Origin of the sequence: Pseudoduganella sp. R-43 (assembly GCF_049913255.1) — a bacterium.
Classification (GTDB): domain Bacteria; phylum Pseudomonadota; class Gammaproteobacteria; order Burkholderiales; family Burkholderiaceae_D; genus Rugamonas.
The window spans coordinates 6,383,295-6,401,281 of sequence record NZ_CP183988.1; the positions used below are offsets into that span (position 1 = coordinate 6,383,295).

At 65.2% G+C, this 17,987-nt stretch carries 15 protein-coding genes; 9 read left to right on the forward strand and 6 right to left on the reverse strand.

What is annotated here, in order from left to right:
* Window positions 1-41: 41 nt before the first annotated feature.
* Both ACN9M3_RS29220 and ACN9M3_RS29225 read right to left on the reverse strand, forming a co-directional pair.
* Window positions 42-2,987: a TonB-dependent receptor gene (locus tag ACN9M3_RS29220; protein ID WP_426319453.1), complete on the reverse strand. Its 2,946-nt coding sequence runs from the start codon at window positions 2,985-2,987 to the stop codon at window positions 42-44.
* Between the two features lie 50 nt (window positions 2,988-3,037).
* Complete coding sequence (locus ACN9M3_RS29225) at window positions 3,038-4,492, reverse strand: hypothetical protein (protein ID WP_426319454.1); 1,455 nt, start codon at window positions 4,490-4,492, stop codon at window positions 3,038-3,040.
* Between the two features lie 221 nt (window positions 4,493-4,713).
* Between ACN9M3_RS29225 and kduI the strand changes: the two genes are divergently transcribed.
* From kduI to ACN9M3_RS29265, 8 genes are read left to right on the forward strand one after another with little or no spacing between them, the layout of a single operon-like run.
* A complete protein-coding gene (gene kduI / locus ACN9M3_RS29230; RefSeq protein ID WP_426165495.1) occupies window positions 4,714-5,562 on the forward strand; it encodes a 5-dehydro-4-deoxy-D-glucuronate isomerase in 849 nt (282 codons plus the stop codon).
* Between the two features lie 10 nt (window positions 5,563-5,572).
* On the forward strand, window positions 5,573-6,331 hold the full coding sequence (gene kduD, locus ACN9M3_RS29235; RefSeq protein WP_426319455.1) for a 2-dehydro-3-deoxy-D-gluconate 5-dehydrogenase KduD: 759 nt from the start codon (window positions 5,573-5,575) through the stop codon (window positions 6,329-6,331).
* Window positions 6,316-7,335 (forward strand): sugar kinase, encoded by a 1,020-nt coding sequence (locus ACN9M3_RS29240; RefSeq protein ID WP_426165500.1) that lies wholly within the window; start codon window positions 6,316-6,318, stop codon window positions 7,333-7,335. Before kduD ends, ACN9M3_RS29240 begins: the two co-directional genes overlap by 16 nt.
* Window positions 7,322-8,392, forward strand: a complete 1,071-nt coding sequence (locus tag ACN9M3_RS29245) for a hypothetical protein (RefSeq protein ID WP_426165502.1) — start codon at window positions 7,322-7,324, stop codon at window positions 8,390-8,392. Before ACN9M3_RS29240 ends, ACN9M3_RS29245 begins: the two co-directional genes overlap by 14 nt.
* Window positions 8,382-9,605, forward strand: a complete 1,224-nt coding sequence (locus ACN9M3_RS29250) for an AGE family epimerase/isomerase (RefSeq protein ID WP_426165504.1) — start codon at window positions 8,382-8,384, stop codon at window positions 9,603-9,605. The genes ACN9M3_RS29245 and ACN9M3_RS29250 overlap by 11 nt, the downstream gene beginning before the upstream one ends.
* Window positions 9,602-10,567 carry a carbohydrate kinase family protein gene (locus ACN9M3_RS29255; protein WP_426165506.1) on the forward strand — a complete coding sequence of 322 codons (966 nt, stop codon included), beginning with the start codon at window positions 9,602-9,604 and terminating at the stop codon, window positions 10,565-10,567. Before ACN9M3_RS29250 ends, ACN9M3_RS29255 begins: the two co-directional genes overlap by 4 nt.
* 4 nt (window positions 10,568-10,571) lie before the next feature.
* The gene (locus tag ACN9M3_RS29260) at window positions 10,572-11,816 is read left to right on the forward strand and encodes an oligosaccharide MFS transporter (protein ID WP_426165508.1); all 1,245 of its coding nucleotides are present in this window, start codon (window positions 10,572-10,574) and stop codon (window positions 11,814-11,816) included.
* The gene (locus tag ACN9M3_RS29265; protein WP_426165510.1) at window positions 11,813-13,015 is read left to right on the forward strand and encodes a glycoside hydrolase family 88 protein; all 1,203 of its coding nucleotides are present in this window, start codon (window positions 11,813-11,815) and stop codon (window positions 13,013-13,015) included. The genes ACN9M3_RS29260 and ACN9M3_RS29265 overlap by 4 nt, the downstream gene beginning before the upstream one ends.
* Here ACN9M3_RS29265 and ACN9M3_RS29270 read toward each other — a convergent pair.
* Complete coding sequence (locus ACN9M3_RS29270) at window positions 13,006-14,073, reverse strand: LacI family DNA-binding transcriptional regulator (RefSeq protein WP_426165512.1); 1,068 nt, start codon at window positions 14,071-14,073, stop codon at window positions 13,006-13,008. The two genes, ACN9M3_RS29265 and ACN9M3_RS29270, sit on opposite strands and share 10 nt — an antisense overlap.
* A 20-nt stretch (window positions 14,074-14,093) precedes the next feature.
* Window positions 14,094-15,551 carry a flavin-containing monooxygenase gene (locus ACN9M3_RS29275; protein WP_426319456.1) on the reverse strand — a complete coding sequence of 486 codons (1,458 nt, stop codon included), beginning with the start codon at window positions 15,549-15,551 and terminating at the stop codon, window positions 14,094-14,096.
* A 68-nt stretch (window positions 15,552-15,619) separates the two neighbouring features.
* On the opposite strand from ACN9M3_RS29275, the gene ACN9M3_RS29280 reads away from it, so the two are divergent.
* Complete coding sequence (locus ACN9M3_RS29280) at window positions 15,620-16,558, forward strand: alpha/beta fold hydrolase (protein ID WP_426319457.1); 939 nt, start codon at window positions 15,620-15,622, stop codon at window positions 16,556-16,558.
* On the opposite strand, the gene ACN9M3_RS29285 is transcribed toward ACN9M3_RS29280, so the two are convergent.
* Complete coding sequence (locus tag ACN9M3_RS29285) at window positions 16,515-17,294, reverse strand: tetratricopeptide repeat protein (RefSeq protein WP_426165518.1); 780 nt, start codon at window positions 17,292-17,294, stop codon at window positions 16,515-16,517. The genes ACN9M3_RS29280 and ACN9M3_RS29285 overlap by 44 nt on opposite strands.
* Before the next feature lie 31 nt (window positions 17,295-17,325).
* The gene (locus ACN9M3_RS29290) at window positions 17,326-17,982 is read right to left on the reverse strand and encodes a carbonic anhydrase (RefSeq protein ID WP_426165520.1); all 657 of its coding nucleotides are present in this window, start codon (window positions 17,980-17,982) and stop codon (window positions 17,326-17,328) included.
* Between the last annotated feature and the right edge of the window lie 5 nt (window positions 17,983-17,987).

Consider the following 17,987-nt stretch of genomic DNA (forward strand, 5'->3'; position numbering starts at 1 on the left):
CCGGCATCAAGGTGCTGGGATGGCACCGGAGAAAACAAAGCTTAGCCGCCGAACTTGTAGCTCAGGCCAAGGCTGAAGGTGCGGCCGTTGTAGAAGTGCTGGTACTCGATCGGCACCTGGGTCGAACCTGGCTCGCCAAGGGCGCGGTTAGCCGCCTTGTTGAGGATGTTCGAGGCGTTGAAGCGCAACGTCAGGCTTGGCGCAACCTGGTAGCTGATCGAACCATCCAGCAATCCGTAGGACTTGATGTAGCGGGCCCAGATCGGGAACGGGTCGACGTTGAACAGCACCGACGGCGAGCGCCAGGTATAGACCAGGCGGGCCGACAACTTGTCGTCCTCATACATGCCGGACACGCTGACATTGTTCTTGGAGACGAACGGCTGCATGGTTTCGACGATCTTTGGCGCGGCGGCGCTGCCGAAGTTGACCGGGTTGGAGGTCTTGACGTAGCTGTAGGAACCGGACACGCCGAAGTTGTTCAGGAAGCCGTAGCTGGAATCGAAGAAGTACTGGCCCGCCACTTCCAAGCCGCGTGCATAGCCTTTTTCGGAGTTGACCTTCTTGGTCACCAGGTACTGCCCGTCCGAGCAGCCATTCGCGATGGCGCCGGAATAAGCCGGGGCGTTGCTCAGGGTTTCGCAGGAATTGATCCCGTTCGGGAAGTCCTTGATCTCCTTGTCGAACAGGGCAAGCGAGGCGTAGTTGGTCTTGTTGAAGTAATGTTCGAGCGAGATGTCGAAGCTGTCGGCCACCAGTGGCTTCAGTTGCGTATTGCCGATGCTGCCGGTACCGGTGGTGGTGTTGACGCTGATCACAGGATTCAGGTCGCCCAGCCCCGGACGGGTCATGCCGCGGCCTGCGCCGAGGCGCAGCAGGGTGTCCTGCGCCAGGTCGTAGGTCATGTTAAAGGTCGGCAGCACATTGTTGTAGGTGGAATTCTTCACGACGTCCACCAGTTGGCCGGTGCGGGTATCGGTGGCGCGGGCCGTTGCCGTGGTGTTGGTGCGCACCAGACGCACACCGACGTTACCCTTGATGCGGTCGTTGAACGCGGTGAAGTCGCCAACCAGGTAGGCCGCCGAGTCGTGCTCGCCGAAGATGCTGCGCGCACCCTGGTTTTCAACATAGGAATCCTGCGGCAGGATGCCGGCGTTCGGGAATGCCGTGCGCACCTGGTCGCCCAGCAGGGCGTCCGGGATGTAGACCAGGTAACCGCCGCTGTAGCCGGCTTGGCCGTTCATGAAGTTGGTCGGCGCCTGCTCCAGGTTGCCGGCCAGGGTGCTGGCCGACAGCGCATTGGAACGAGTGGCGTTGACGTCCTTGCCGTCGGTGGTCAGGAACTTGCTGAAGCCGTAGTTCTGGAAGAAGTCGTGCTGGTAGGCGTGGCGCGCACCGAAGCGCAGCTTGTTGAACATGCCGTCCATGGCATAGGAACCGGACAGCGCGACCGCGAAGCCGTTATCCTTGTTGTGGTAGTTCTGGCCGTTGCCGTAATCCTTGAACACGAAGTTCTGCGGATCGCTCAAGCTTGGGCCGGTGAACGTCAACGGATGCGGCGCGCCGTCGGCGACGCGGTTGGTGGTCCATTGCAGGCCGGCCGCAGAGTCCAGTCGAATCGAGCGGTTGTCGCTCTTCTTGTCGGACCTGATGTAGTTGGCGTCGGCCTTCAGCGACAGGCGCGAGGTCGGACTCCACTCGACGCCGATGGCGCCGATCATGGTTTCCCACGGCGTGTGCTCGTCGCCGCCGATGGTGGTCATGGTCGAATTGAGGAAACTGCCGCTCAGCAGGCGCTTGTTGACGATGGTGTCGTTGCTGCCGCCGTTGCTGTTGCGGTTAGCCAGGTTCTCGTCGTAGTTGAACGGGGTGGTCTGCAGGTTCTGCACGTTCGCGCCGTCGTTCGAGTTCAGGCCGCGGTAGTTCTGGTGGTACAGGAAGGAGTAATAATTCGCCTCGGTGTAGAAACGCAGGGTGTTGCTGACGCGGTAGTCCGCCGCCAGGTTCAGGCCTTTGCGCTCGCGCATGATGGTTTCCTGGAACACGTTGGTGTTCACCCACGGAGCGATCATCACACTGTCTTGCTGGGCGGCGGTCAGGCCCGCCAGGTTCGGCGTCTGGGCGCTGGTGGTCGGTACATTGGCCAGGTAGCTGATGTCGTTGCGGCCGACGTAGGCCGACATCGGCTGGTTGGTCGCATTCGCGGTATTGGCAGCCGCCATGGTGGCGTATTCGGCGCTGTCGGCGCGGATGGCGCGCTTCAGGTTCGGGCCGCGGCCGCCGGCCGGGTTGTTGTCATTGCGCGTGGTGCTTTTCTGGTAGGTCGCTGCTGCCAGCACGCCGATGCGGCTGCCGCCGCCCAGGTCGAAGCGGTTGGCGATCAGGCCGAAGAGTTCCGGATCGGCTTTCTTGGCCAGCGAGTTTTCGCGGTAATTCACGCCCAGCGATACGGTCAGGTTCTTGAAGTCGCTCGGGTTGCGGGTACGCACGTTCACCAGGCCGCCAATGCCGCCTTCGATGTGCTCCGCCGAAGGGTTCTTGTATACGTCGATGCCGGCCACCATCGCAGGGACCGCAGCTTCGACGTTGTATTCGCGGCTGCCGGCGCTGAAGTACGAGCGGCCGTTGGTCTGGAACGCGGTGTAGCCCAGGCCGCGGATGGTCACGCCGGAGCCGAAGCCGCCGAATGGGGCCGAAGCTTCGCCGCCAAAGCGGTAAGCCTGCACGCCGGGAATGCGGGTCAGCGTTTCGCCCACGTTCGGGTCGGGCAGCTTGCCGATATCGTCGGCAGTGATCGAGTCGACCACTTCCATCGTATCGCGCTTGATTGCCACGGAACTGCGGGCGCTGGCACGGATGCCGGTCACCACCACGGTGTTCTCATCGGACGCCTTTTCCTGCGCCATGGCTTGCGGCGCGAAGGCTTGCATCACTGCCAGCGCAACGCCGGACAGCTTGAGGGACATCTTGATCTGCTGCTGATTCATTCTCCATCTCCTCCAGGTATATATTTTTGTAATACTGATTTCGAAGACTGTCAGCGGAAGGTCACTCCGCTGGCGTGTGGGCCAATATCCAGCAAGTTGGGAGCGGCGCCGGTAAGACGCTTGCCGGCTACCGTCACGTTGTCGATGACGATGTTGCGCACCTGGCGGCCGGGATCGTAGCCGTAGATGACGGACGCGCTGGGCGAGCCCTTGCCGGTGTAACTGATATTGCGAAGCGTGACGTTTTCGATGCCACGCCCGGGACTGGTGTTGTACTTGGGTGTATAGGCAATGTGCAGGTTGAACAGCTTGCCTTCTTCGATGCGGTCGACGCGGATGTCCTCGAACACCACGTCGCGCACCAGGTTGTCGTCGCCGGCCATGATGCCGATGGCGCCTTCGTACTCGGGTTCATCCTCGTCGTGCTCGAGGATATCGATATTGCTGAAGCGGATGCGCTCCAGGACTTCGGGTTCGGGATGGGCAGGCGTCGGCGTATTGCCGTGGATGCCGATCATCACGGCGTGGGCCACGTCGGCCCACAGGGTGGAATCGGTCACCGTCACGTCGCGTGTATTGCCCCAGATGTCCCAGCGGTGGTTATACAGCGTGATGCAGTCGTCCGAAGTGCGGATGAAGCTGTCGGAGATGCGCACCCGTTCGCAGGCGAAGTGTCCCAGGCCATCGGACCATTGGCCGGCGCCGATGCTGCGGATGCTTTTTTCCTCGATGTCCTGCGAGGTGATGCAGCGCATGGTGCCGTGCGGCTGGTTGATGAAGATCGGGCCGTCGATGCTGACGTTTTTCGAGTTACGGATGGCGACCATGTCGACGCCGTCGAATACGCCATCGCTGATCACTTTTACGTTTTCCACGCCATCGATGAGCAGGGGGCTTTTCAGGAAGGCGGAGCCGTCGATATAGACCGTGCTGTTGGAACGCAGGCGAAACTCGCCGCTGTGGATACCTGGTCCGAAAACTACCACCGGCTGGGTGAAGTCGGGCATCTTACCCTGGGTGATGCTGTAGCTGTCCAGGGCCGCCTGCTGCGCCGGCATGTCCTTGCGGATGGCATGGGTGAAGACGTGCAGGTTGTGCAGGCGGTCGTCGTCGAATTCCACGCTGAGGTTTTCCGGCCGCTGCATGGTGAAGTAGGCAATGCCGTCGCGTACCACAGGCTTGATGCCGCGCCCTGCGGGCCGCACGGCCACTTTGGCAAAGTTGCCGTTGTTCTTCTGCACCGCCACTTCCACCGCGCCGTCGAAATTGAAGTAGACCATGGAGGCGTCCTGCTGCTTGTCCAGGTCCACTTTGGCGCGGTATTCATACAGGTCCTGCCACACGCCGCCCGGGGTGCGCACGCGCACCGTGAAATCGTCGTTATGGTGCGAGTAGCGCAGCGGCTGCGGGAAAGGGAACACCTGCAGGCGATCGGCAGCCAGGGCGGCGGCTGGCAACAACAGGGCAAGGCTGGCGCAGGCAAGGCGCCGGGTCAGGTACGTCAACACTTGGTCTCCTCCGATGACTTAGTCATTCTAAGTTTAGTGTTATCGATAACGCGCTTTGACGAATGCAATGGCTGGGTTTTTGGCGCGTTTTTTACATGCTACTGAAAGAAGTAGACCCGGAACAATAAAAAAATGCATCAGAGCTATATGAATCTGGCATAAATCCGCCGCGCCGGAGCGCATATACTTGTTATCGATAACAGAAATGGAGGCGGTTAATGTTCGAAAAGTGCTACCACGCGACCCACCCTGACATGATGGCCGGCGCCAGCAACGAGCAGTTGCGCGAGCGCTACCTGGTCGACGGCTTGTTCCAGCCAGGCCAGCTCCGGCTCAATTACTGCCATCACGAGCGCTTCGTGATCGGCGGGGCGGCGCCGGTGCACAGCGAACTGGCGCTGCCGCGCCAGACCGAACCTGCCGCCGCCGCAGGCCAGCCTTTCCTGGCGCGGCGCGAACTGGGCATCATCAACGTGGCGGACGGCGCCGGCCGCGTCACGGTCGACGGCCAAGTCATTTCGCTGGCGCCGCGCGACGGCCTGTATGTGCCGATGGGCGCAGGCGACGTCAGCTTCGCTTCCGACGATCCGGCCAACCCGGCCCGCTTCTACCTGGTGTCGACGCCGGCCCACCAGCGCTTCGAACTCACCAAGATCACCCACGCCCAGGCGGTGCCGCTGGAACGCGGCAGCCCGGAAACTTCGAATGCGCGCACCATTTACCAGTATGTGGTGCCCGGCGTCTGCCAGTCGGCCCAACTACTGCTTGGCCTGACGGTGCTGCAGACCGGCAGCGTGTGGAACACCATGCCGCCCCACCTGCATGAGCGCCGCTCCGAGGTGTACTTCTATTTCAGCCTGCCGCCATCCGAACGCGTGTTTCACTTCATGGGCGAACCGGACAGCGCGCGCCACATCGTGGTGGCCAACGAGGAAGCCGTAGTGTCGCCGCCATGGTCGATCCATATGGGTTCCGGCACCTCGAACTATGCCTTCATCTGGGCCATGGGCGGCGAGAACCTCGACTACACCGACATGCAGGCAGTCGATATCTGCCAATTGAAATAAAGGACGCGCCATGCCTTACTTGTTCAACCTGAGCGGCCAGGTGGCGCTGGTAACCGGCGCCAACACGGGCCTGGGCCAGGCAATTGCCGTGGCGCTGGCGGCCGCCGGCGCCGACATCGTGGCTGCCGGCCGCAGCGCCGCCGACGATACCGCGGCGCGCGTGGCGGCAACCGGCCGCCGCTTCCTGTTCCTGCAGGCAGATTTTGCCGCCGATGGCGCCGCCATGCGGCAGGTGGCCGATGCGGCCTATGCCTGGCAGGGCAGGCTCGACATCCTGGTCAACAATGCCGGCACCATCCAGCGTGCCGACAGCCTGGATGTGAGCGAAGAGGACTGGGACCGCGTGGTCGACACCAACCTCAAGGCGCCCTTCTTCCTGGCGCAGGCGGCGGCGCGCCATATGGCCGGCCAGGGTTCCGGCAAGATCATCAACATCGCCTCCATGCTGTCCTTCCAGGGCGGCTTGCGGGTGCCGGCCTACGCCGCCAGCAAGAGCGCCATCGCCGGCCTGACACGCGCCCTGGCCAACGAATGGGCGGCGTGCGGCATCAACGTCAATGCGCTGGCGCCGGGCTACTTTGAAACCAATAACACCGCGCCGCTGCGCGACGACCCGCAGCGCGCGCCGGCGATCCTGGCGCGCATCCCGGCCGGCCGCTGGGGCCAGCCGGGCGACCTGGCCGGCGCCGCCGTATTCCTGGCCAGCCGCGCCAGCGACTACGTGCACGGCATCGTATTGCCGGTCGATGGCGGATGGCTGGCGCGATGAAGGGCCGCATCGTCTGCTTTGGCGAAATGCTGCTGCGCCTGTCCTCGCCGGCCGGACAACTGCTGCTGCAAACGCCGCAACTCGACACCTGCATAGGCGGGGCGGAAGCCAATGTCGCCGTCTCGCTGGCGCGCTTCGGCCAGCCGGCTGCCATGGCCAGCACCCTGCCGGACAACGCACTTGGCTGGGCCGCGCGCGACCAGTTGCGCATGCACGGCGTGGCGGTGGACGGGCTGCGTTTCGAGCCGGGCCGCATGGGCCTGTATTTCCTCACGCCGGGCGCCGTCATGCGCCCATCCGAAATCGTGTACGACCGCGCCGGCTCCGCTTTTGCGCTGGCCGATCCAGCGGCTTACGACTGGGCGGAGCTGCTTGATGGCGCGGCCTGGCTGCACGTGTCGGGCGTTTCGCCAGCCGTCGGCGAACAGGCGGCGCAAGCCGTGCTGGACGCGATGACGGCGGCGCGCGCATGCGGCGTGCAGGTGTCCTACGACGGCAATTACCGCGCCTCGTTGTGGGCCGCGCGCGGCAGCGACGGCGCCGGCGTGCTGCGCACCCTGCTGGCGCAAGCCGACCTGGCGTTTGCCGGGCCGCGCGACATCGCCCTGCTGCTCGGCGAACCTGGGCTGGCGCAGCAAGGACGCGCCGAGGAAGCCATTGCCGCCTGCTTCGCCGCCTTCCCGCAATTGCAGCGGCTGGCGGCCACGCAAAGGGCGCAGGACAGCGTCGACCAGCATACCCTGTCGGCCACGCTGCACACGCGCCAGGGCGCGCTGCAGGCCGGCAGCTACGCCATGCACGGCATTGTCGACCGCATCGGCGGCGGCGACGCATTTGCCGCAGGCATGCTGCATGGTTTGCACAGCGGCTGGAGCGACAGCGAAGCGCTGGAATTCGCGCTGGCAGCGGCCGTCGCCAAGCACAGCATCGCGGGCGACTTCAACCTGGCCAGCGTGGCGCAGGTGGAGGCCGTGCGCGGCGGGAGGCTGGATGTCCAGCGCTGACCACTTCGTGCGCACCACGCGCGGCCCGTGGCGCCTGTGCTGGGCCCACGGCAGCGCCGAAATCCAGGCCCTGGGCGGCATGCTAGGGCCGCTGCAGTTCCGCCTCGACGATGAACGCGAGCTGGACGTCATGCACGTGGCGCCCTGGTCCGGGCTGACGCGCGCCAGCGCCCTGCCCGGCGTGCTGCGCCGCCTGCGCGGCGAATGGCCCTGCATTCCTTTCGGCCGCGCCGACCAGCCGCCCGCGCTGCCGCCCGGCTGGCGGGTGCAGCCGGCCGACGACAGCTGGCATCATGGCTATGCCGCCAACCACCGCTGGCAATGCCTGCATGCCGATGCCGGCCGGGTACGGCTGGCGCTCGACTTTCCGCCCGGCGCCGCAGTGGCGCGCGTGGAGCGCGAAATCTGCGCCGACCCGCACGCGGCGGCCATCGATATCGGGCTGACGGTATGGGCGCGGCGCCCGGCCCGGCTGCCGCTCGGACTGCACCCCACATTCAGACTGCCGCCGGCGGCGCAGCGCGTACGCGTCATGCTGGGCCGCCACGACGGCATCCACAGCTACCCCGCCCTAGCCAGCGATTCGGTGACGCGGCTGCAGCCCGACACCTGTTCGGCGGACCTGTCGGCGCTGGCCGGCATCGACGGCCCGCTCGACCTGGCGCGATTGCCGGCACACGGCGTGTTTGAAGAATTGCTGCAGGCGCGTGCCGTGCAAAGCGCCAAGGAAGGCGCGCCGCCGTTCGCCCTGCATTACCTCGATTACGATGCCTGCGTCGGCCTGTGGTGGGACACCGCGCAATTGCCCGACCTGATGCTGTGGGTCAGCAACGGCGGGCGCCAGCGTTTTCCCTGGCAGGGCCGCCATCTGGCGCTCGGCGCGGAACCGGTCAACAGCCTGTTCGACCTGGGCCGCGTAGCCAAGGCGCCGCCCGGCCATCCGCTGGCCGACCGCACCGGCATTGCGCTCGATCCCGCCACGCCATGGCACACCCGTTACCGTATCGCCGCCTGGCAGCAGGCGGCCCATCCAGACGCCGACCACCATGCCTTATAAACCCGTGCCGTTCCGTTCGCGCCCAATGCTGCTGGCCCATATCCGCCACACCATGGGCTTCTACCATCCGCGCTGCATCGATCCGAGCGGCGGCTTCTATCATTTCTTCCTCGACGACGGCACGGTGTACGACCGCAGCACGCGCCACCTGGTCAGCAGCACCCGCTTCATCTTCAACTACGCCATGGCCTACCGACACTTCGGCGACCCCGCATACCTGCAGGCGCTGCGCCATGGCCTGGCTTTCCTGCGCGACGTGCAGCGCGATCCGCAGACCGGCGGCTATGCCTGGCAGCTGGAATGGCAGGATGGCCGCAAGCGCATCATCGACAGCGACAACCATTGCTACGGCCTGGCCTTCGTGCTGCTGGCCTATGCCCATGCCAGCATGGCCGGCGTGGCGGAAGCGCGGCCCCATATCGAAGAGACTTTCGCGCTGATGGAGCGCCGCTTCTGGCAGCCGCAGCACGGCCTGTACGCCGACCAGGCCAGCGCCGACTGGTCGGTGCTCGATCCGTATCGCGGCCAGAACGCCAATATGCACGCGTGCGAGGCGCTGCTGGCGGCTTATTCGGCCACCGGCGAACTGCGCTACCTGCACCGCGCCGAAACCGTGGCGCGCAATATCACGCAGCGCCAGGCCGGCCTGGCCGGCGGCTTTATCTGGGAGCACTACCGCGAAGACTGGTCGGTGGACTGGGACTACAACCGCCACGACAAGAGCAATATCTTCCGCCCCTGGGGCTACCAGCCGGGTCACTTTACCGAGTGGGCCAAGCTGTTGTTGCTGCTGGAGCGCGAAGCGCCGCAACTGGCCGGCCCAGGCGACTGGCTGCTGCCGCGCGCCAGGCAATTGTTCCAGGTCGCGCTGGAGCGGGCCTGGGACACGCAGCATGGCGGCATCGTCTACGGTTTCGGCCCGGATGGCGAAATCTGCGACGGCGACAAGTACTTTTGGGTGCAGGCGGAAAGCCTGGCCGCAGCAGCAGTGCTGGGCGCCCGGACCGACGACACCAGCTACTGGGACTGGTACGACAGGATCTGGGACTACAGCTGGCGCCACATGGTCGACCACGAGCACGGCGCGTGGTACCGCTTGCTCAGCCGCGACAACGTCAAGCAAAGCACGGAAAAGAGCCCGGCCGGCAAGACCGATTACCACACCATGGGCGCCTGCTATGAAGTGCTGGGCGCACTGGAGGCGGCGCCATGAGCGCACTGCCCCACTTCGTCGCCGCCGGCGAAGCGCTGACCGACCTGCTGCGCAGCGGCCCTCACGGTTGGACCAGCCAGGTGGGCGGTTCGACCTGGAACGTGGCGCGCGTGGTGGCCCGCCTCGGCATGCCCAGCGCCTTTGCCGGTGCCGTCAGTCGCGACGTATTCGGCGCGGCGCTGGCCACAGCCAGTGAGGCGGCCGGCCTGGATCGCCGCTTCCTGCAGCAGCTGGACCGCTCGCCGCTGCTGGCCGTAGTGCACGAACTGGACCCGCCGCGCTATTTCTTCGTAGGCGACGACAGCGCCGACCTGCATTTCGACGCGGCGCAACTGCCGGCCGGATGGCAGGCCGCTGCACGCTGGGTGCATTTCGGCGGCATCAGCCTGGCGCGCGAACCGCTGGCCGGCAAGCTGGTGGCGCTGGCGGCCGAACTGAAGGCGCAGGGTGTGTCGATCAGCTACGACCCTAATTTCCGCAGCCTGATGGACCAGCGCTACGACGCCACGCTGCGCCGCATGACCACCCTGGCCGACGTGATCAAGGTATCCGACGAAGACCTGCACGGACTGTTCCGCCATAACGACAGCGCGGCCTCGCTGGCTGCCATGCGCACGCTCAATCCCGGCGCCACCATCCTGTACACCCAGGGTGCGCAAGGCGCCACCCTGCTCAAGAAAGACAGTAGCTGGCATGCCAAGCCGCCCGCCGTGACTGTGGCCGACACCGTCGGCGCCGGCGACGCAAGCATCGGGGCCCTGGTCTACAGCCTGCTGCGCCATCCCGAGCGCGATGGCGGCGAACACCTGCGTTTCGCCGTCGCTGCCGGCGCCGCAGCCTGCACCGCGCCAGGCGCCACGCCGCCCGCGCTGGAGCAGGTGGCGGGCCTGCTGGCGGCGACAGCGGTGCAGGAAACCGGCGCCCCGAACCGGCCAACCCAATCTTTTACCCCGGCAGGATGACACCATGAACAGCCAGCAGTCGCATTTCCGCTTCCTGTGCAGCTTTGTCTTCATCTTCTTCTTTGCGCAGGCGATGGCTATCTCGCTTCTGGCCCTGTGGCTGCGCAGCAGCCTGCAATTGAGCGGCACCGAAGCGGGCATCGTCTTTTCCGCCAACTTCATCGCGGCCATGTGCTCGCAGCCGGTGTACGGCTTCGTCTCCGACCGGGTCGGCATGCGCAAGCACGTTCTGTGGCTGGTGGCCGGCCTGGTCACCCTTTGCGGCCTGTTCTTCAGCTTCGTGTACGCCCCGCTGCTGAAGGCAAATATCGTGGCCGGCGCGGTGCTGGGCGGTGCCTACCTGGGCGTAACCTTCATCGCAGGCAGCTATGCGCTGGAATCGTATGTGGACCGCATCGGCCGCCGCCACGGCTTCGAATACAGCCGCGTAAGGCTGTTCGGATCGCTGGGCTTTGCCAGCGCCGCCCTGGTGAGCGGCCGCCTGTTCAATGTCGACCCGGCCATCAACTTCTTCCTGGCCTCGGCCGCCGGCCTGCTGCTGCTTGGCCTGCTCCTGTTCTGGCGCACAGATGCCGCCGCCGGCGCAACGGACGCGCAGGCGCCGGCGCACAAGGTGCATCTGGCGGAAGCGCTGGCCCTGTTGCGCAACGGCCAGTTCTGGCGCTTCATGGTGTTCATCCTCGGTGTCACCAACCTGTACCTGGTATTCGACCAGCAGTTTCCCAGCTATTTCACCAGCCTGTTCGCCGACAAGGAAACCGGCGCCGCCATGTTCGGCTACCTCAATTCGCTGCAGATCTTCATCGAAGCCGGCGGCCTGTTCCTGTCGCCACTGCTGGTCAAGCGCATCGGCGCCAAGCGCGGCCTGCTGCTGGCCGGCGGCATCATGCTGGTGCGCATTGCCGGCTCCGGCCTTGCGGTCGGCCCGCTCAGCATCTCGGCGATGAAGCTGCTGCATTCAGTGGAGCTGCCGATCCTGGTGGTGTCGGTGTTCCGCTATATCGCCTGCCACTTCGACAACCGCCTGGCCTCCACCATCTACATGGTCGGCGTCAGCTTCGGCCATTCGCTCGGCCTGGCGATCCTGTCGCCGATCGCCGGCAAAGGCTACGACCTGCTCGGCTTCCCTGCCACCTACCTGTTGATGGCAGCTTTGGGCCTGGTGTTCCTGCTGCTGTCGGCATGGCTGCTGTCGCCCACTGCGCCGGAAATCGCCACACGCAACAAGCCCCAAGGAGTTACCGCATGACCCAAGCCCTGAACAGCGCGCGCCTGGAAGCGCTGGACGTCGAACGCCTGCCGCCGCACTGGGACGGCAGCATCGACAGCGTGCTGCTGCAGCGCGCCACCGCCCAGGCCCTGCTGTCCATCGACCGCAACCTGCGCCACTTCGGCGACAACTTTCCCGCACCATCGAGCAGCGGCCTGCAATACCCGGCAATCGGCAATATCGAATGGACCAACGGCTTCTGGACAGGCATGCTGTGGTTGGCCTATGAGCTGACCGGCGCACCGCATTACCGCGCCGGCGCCGAACGCCAGGTGCGCAGTTTTCATGCGCGCCAAGCCGGGCGCCAGCACACCAGCCACCACGACCTGGGCTTCCTGTACAGCCTTTCCTGCGTGGCCTCGCATCGCGTGACCGGCGACCCACTGGCAGCGGAAGCGGCGCTGGGTGCGGCACGCCTGCTGCTGGAACGCTACCTGCCGCACGCCGGCATCATCCAGGCCTGGGGCGAGCTGTGCGACCCGGCGCAGCAGGGCCGCATGATCATCGACTGCAACCTGAACCTGCCCTTGCTGTACTGGGCCAGCGAGCATAGCGGCGAGGCGGCGTTCCGCATCGCAGCCGACAGCCATATCGAGGCAGCGGCGCGCCATATCGTGCGGCCGGATGGTTCCACCTTCCACACCTTCTTCTTCGATCCCGCCAGCGGCCGTCCGCTGCAGGGCAATACCCATCAGGGCTTCGCCGACGATTCGTGCTGGGCGCGCGGGCAGGCCTGGGGCATCTCGGGCTTCCCGCTGGTGTACCGCTACAACGGCAATGCGCGCCTGCTGGACCTGGCCAAGGTGCTGGCCAACTACTTCCTGAACCGGTTGCCCGCAGACGGCATCTGCTACTGGGACCTGGTGTTCACTTCCGGCAGCGAAGAGCGCGACAGTTCTGCTGCGGCCATCGCTGCCTGCGGCCTGCTGGAGCTGGAGGCGAGCCTGGCGGCCGACGACCCGCTGCGCCCGGCCTACCGGCGCGCCGCCATCGGCATCGTGCAGGAACTGTCGGCCAGCTACCTGGTCCGGGATACGGCGCCGGGCAGCGGCCTGCTGCAGCATGCGGTGTACCACAAGCCGCAAGGCATCGGCGTGGACGAATGCTGCATCTGGGGCGATTACTTCTACCTGGAGGCGCTCACCAGGCTGCAGCGCAACTGGCGGCCTTACTGGTAAGGAGCCGGGCTGCCGGCCGAGGATTCGCGCGTAACGAGGGTGTACGGCAGCAGGCGATGCGGCACGTGGCGCGACTCGCCCGCGCGGCGGCTGCGCACCTGGTCGACCAGCAGGTCGACCGCCAGGCGCGCCATGTCGCCGATCGGCTGGTGGATGGTGGTCAGTTCCGGCCAGACGGTGGTGGCCACCGGCGTATCGTCGAAACCGCACACCGTCAGGTCTTCCGGCACCTGCAGGTGCATGCCGTGGGCCACGGCGATCACGGCGGCCGCCATGTCGTCGTTGCTGGCGAAGATGGCTGTCGGCCGCGGCTCCTGCGCCAGCAGGCTGCGTGCCGCAGTCAAGCCGGAGCGGTAGGTGAACAGGCCCTGCGCCACGCGCTGCGGCGGCACCGCCAGGCCGGCTTCCTCCATTGTGTCCATGAAGGCCTGGTAGCGCAGTTGGGCCGGGGTGTGCTCAGGGTCGCCCTTGATGAAGGCGATGTTCTTGTGGCCCAGCGACAGCAGGTAGCGCGTCATGGTGCGAGCGCCTTCGTAGTCGTCGATGCGCACCGCTGCCACGCCGGTCAGCGGGCGCGCAGTGGCTACTGCCACCGTCGGGATGCCGATTTCATCGAGCTGGCGCAGCGCCTCTTCGGCGTCGCACAGGGGCGGCGGCACCAGGATGCCGTCGGCGCCTTCGGCGATCAGCCTTTCGATAGCCTTGCGCTGGCTGGACAGGCCGTCGCAGCGTTCCAGCAGCAACTGGGCGCCATTCTGGCCGCACTGGTCCATCGCGCCGACCAGCAGGGCGCTCAGGAAGGCGGCGCTGGGATTGCTGTACAGCAGGCCAACGCGCAGCGTACCGATGCGGGCCGCGCGTGCCGCATGGTTCACCTGGTATTTGAGCGAGGCGATGGCGGCCAGCACCTTGTCGCGCGTGGCCTCGCTGACATGGGAATTGCCGTTGATGACGCGCGAAACCGTCATGGCCGACACCCCGGCCGCGCGTGCCACGTCATATACGGTGGCGCCGCCAGTGGCGCGCGCCTGTTTGCTTACATCGTCCATTTTGTCCATGCCTGCTTCAACCCGACTGATTATCGCATCGAACGGCGCACGATGTAGCTGCCGATATCGAAGCGCCTGGTGATATGGCGGTAATGGAAGGTGAAGCCAGGCCAGATCACCAGATTGCGACCGCGCGAATCGAGGTACCAGCTCTTGCAGCCCGTATGCCATACGGTGCCCTTGAGCTTTTGCTGCAGCCGGCGGTTGTAGGCGCCCTGCACCTCCGGCTTCACCTCGACCGAGTGCAGGCTATCGCGCAGCACGCGCCGCACGCCATCCACGGCGTAGCGCACGCCGGATTCGATCATGTAGAGCATTGAATTGTGGCCCAGCAGGGTATTCGGCCCGGTGATCATGAAGAAGTTCGGAAACCCTGCCACAGTGGCGCCTTTGTAAGCGCCTGCGCCATCCTCCAGCGCCTGGCCGAAACTGCGGCCGCCGCGCCCGCGCAGTTCGATCGGGCCGTAGGCATGTTCGACGTCGAAACCGGTGGCGTAGATGATCACATCGACCGGGCGCTCCTCACCGCTGCCGGTGACGATGCTGTGCTCACGCACTTCGCGGATGCCGTCTTTCAGCACGGCGACGTTGGGCTGCGCCAGCGCGGGATAGTAATCGTTGGTCAGCAGCACGCGCTTGCAGCCCAGCGTGTACTCCGGCGCCAGCTTGGCGCGCAGCTGCGGATCGGCAACCTGCTGCTTCAGGTGGCGCATGGCCTGCCATTGCATGAGCTTGGCCAGCGCGGGCAGGAAAATGAATAGCACGACACGCGATTCGAACTGCACATAGTGCTTGGCGCGGAACAGCAGCTGCAGCGGGCGCACGCGATCGAGCAGCCATCGCTCGACGCGGGTGACGGCACGGTCGGGGCGCGGCAGCACCCAGTGTGCCGTACGCTGGAAGTGGTCCAGCTGCCGCACCAGCGGCTGTATCTCCGGCACGAACTGCACCGCGCTGGCGCCGCTGCCGATCACGGCCACGCGCTTGCCGCGCAAGTCGATGCTGTGGTCCCATTGCGCGGAATGGAAGGCCTGGCCGCGGAAACGCTCGATGCCTGGAAAGTGCGGCACGCTTGGGCGTCCCAGCAGGCCGATGGCGAAGATCACCGTGCGGGCGGTCATGTCGCCTTTGCTGGTGGCGATGCGCCAAGTGCCCGTGGCCTCATCGAACTGCGCCGAACGCAGCGCAGTGCCGAGGCGCAGGTGCCGCTCCAGGTCGAATTCGCGCACGACGCGCAAGGTGTATTCGAGCAGTTCGTCCTGGCGCGGGAACAGGCGGCTCCAGTGCGCGTTCTGCGCAAAGGAAAACGAGTACAGGTGGCTGGGAATATCGCAGGCTGCGCCGGGATAGGTGTTGACGCGCCAGGTGCCGCCGAACACTTCATCCTTTTCCAGCATGACGAAGTTGTCGATGCCTGCTTCCTTCAGCTTGATTGCGCTGCATATGCCGCCAAAGCCGCTGCCCACGATCACAACGTCATAGTCCATTGCCGCCCCCCTGGATGGTTTGGCAGACTATAATTTTGCATTAATAACAAGTCAATACGGAGGCGGGGATGTTCTTCTTTTACGCGTTAGGCGGCGCGGTGCTGGCGCTGGCGGCGGCGGACCGGCTGCTGCCAGGACCCGTGGCGCGGGCCTCGCTGGCACTGGAGCGCAAGCGTTCCGGTCTCACGCTGCGGCGTGCTTCCCTGCCCTACCTCGACAGCCGCGCCGGCACGGAAGTACTGCTGCTGGTGCACGGCTTTGCCGGCGACAAGGACAACTTCACCCGCATCGCGCGCTTCCTCGCTCCCCATTACCGCGTCATCATTCCCGACCTGCCGGGCTTCGGCGATGCGCGCCGCGATCCCGGCGCGAGGCACGACATGGCAACGCAAGTCGAGAATCTTCGCGCCTTCATGGCCGAACTGGGCGTGCAGCGCTTCCACATGGGCGGTAATTCGATGGGCGGCTTTATCGCCGCCGAATACGCGGCGCGCTACCCTGAGCAGGTGGCGAGCCTCTGGCTGCTGGCGCCCGCCGGTACGGAAGCTGCGTACGACAACCCCACTTTCCGAACTTATCTGGCCAGTGGCGCAATGCCGCTGCTGGTGTCCGGCCCGCGCGACTTCGACACGCTGATGGCGAGCTGCATGGCCAAACCGCCGTTCTTCCCCTACTCGCTGAAGCACATGCTGGCGCGACGTGCTGTGGCGGATTACGGGCTGCACTGCGCCATCATGCGCGAACTGGTCGACTCGCCGACGTTGCGCGGCACAATTGAAACGCCTGCTCTGATCGTGTGGGGCACCGAAGACCGCATCCTCAGCCCCGAAGGCGCCGCCGCAACAAAGGCACTAATGCCGAACGCCCGGCTGACCATGATGGCGGGCGTCGGTCACCTGCCGATGCTGGAAGCGACGCGCCGTGCGGCGTACGATTTCCTTGAATTCCAGCGTGAATTGGCAACTAGGCGGGACGACCAGTCAGCGCAAAAGCGCGGGTGCGCTTGAGGAACTCGTTGAACTGGGAGGCGTGCTCGGGGAAGAGTTCCTGGCCTTCGGTGAAGATGGCCTCGGCCTCGTCAAGGTGACCCAGTTTGAGCAAGCATTCCCCCTTGGCGAAGAAGGCTGCCATGCCTTCTGGATTGAGGTAGATCGATTCGTCCAGGTCGCGCAAGGCTTGCTGGTGCAGGCCCAATTCCATGAAGGCGAAGGCCCGCTTGCCCAGCGCGTCGGTGTAGGCGGGATACAGTTCGATTGCCTTGCCATATTCGTTGATGGCGTCGATGCGGCGGCCTTCGGCGGCGTGCATTCCGGCGCGTTCGAAATGCTCGGTGGCAGTGCGCATGATCGTGTCGACATCCTGCCCGGTCAGGCGGACATAGAGTTCGAAGTCCATATACTTCAGGCCTTGCAATTCGCGCGCTGTGGCGGGCTGGTTGCCGGCCAGCTCCCATCCTTCCGCCAGTGAAGCCGCGGCGCGCGGCGCATGCGCCATGCGCACGGCGGCTTGTGCCAGCGATGCCAGCGCAGGCTTGCCGATACTCGTTTCGTAAGTCAGGCAGTGGGCGGTGGCGCCGTCGACAGCGAACACCTTGAGCGAGCTCCAGCCCTGGCCATCCGGCAGCGGCTGGACGAGCACATCTCCCGCCTTCACGGCGAGCTGGGAGTGGGGATGGAAATTTCCCGCCGCCCTGGCGCGCGAGGCGCCAAGGGAAGCGAGGAAGGCAGTGATGGTTTTAAGCATGCACAGGAGTGTACATGCTTTTTTAACAGGTTTACTGCTTGGCGTAGGATGCCAGGCGGGCGTCGATGGAAGGCTGCAGGTCTGCCGGAGAGCTGATGTTCATGCCCAGGTCGTTCAGCAGGCCGTCCTTCAGGCCATACACAAAGCCGTGCACGGTCAGTTCCTGGCCGCGGTCCCAGGCGTCCTGCACGATGGTTGTGGAGCAGACGTTCGCCACCTGTTCCACCACGTTCAGTTCGCACAGGCGCTCGCTCTGCTTGTTGACATCGTTCAGCGCGGTGCCCAGGTAGCGTTCGTGCTTAGTGGCGACGTCTTGCACATGGCGCAGCCAGTTGTCGACCAGGCCCACGCGGCCGCCGGTCAGGGCGGTGTGCACGCCCTTGCAGCCGTAGTGGCCCACGATGATCACGTGCTTGACCTTCAGCACTTCGATCGAGAACTGCAGCACCGACAGGGAATTCAGGTCCGAGTGCACCACCACGTTGGCGATATTACGGTGTACGAACACTTTGCCTGGGGGCAGGCCAAGCAGTTCGTTTGCCGGTACGCGCGAATCGGAGCAACCGATCCACAGGTATTCCGGTCCCACCATCGACAGGTCGCGGAAGTAGTCCGGGTCCTTGGCCAATTTGGCCTCGGCCCATTTGCGGTTGTTTTCCAGCAGGTGCTTCAGTACGTCGTCGCTCATGTCTC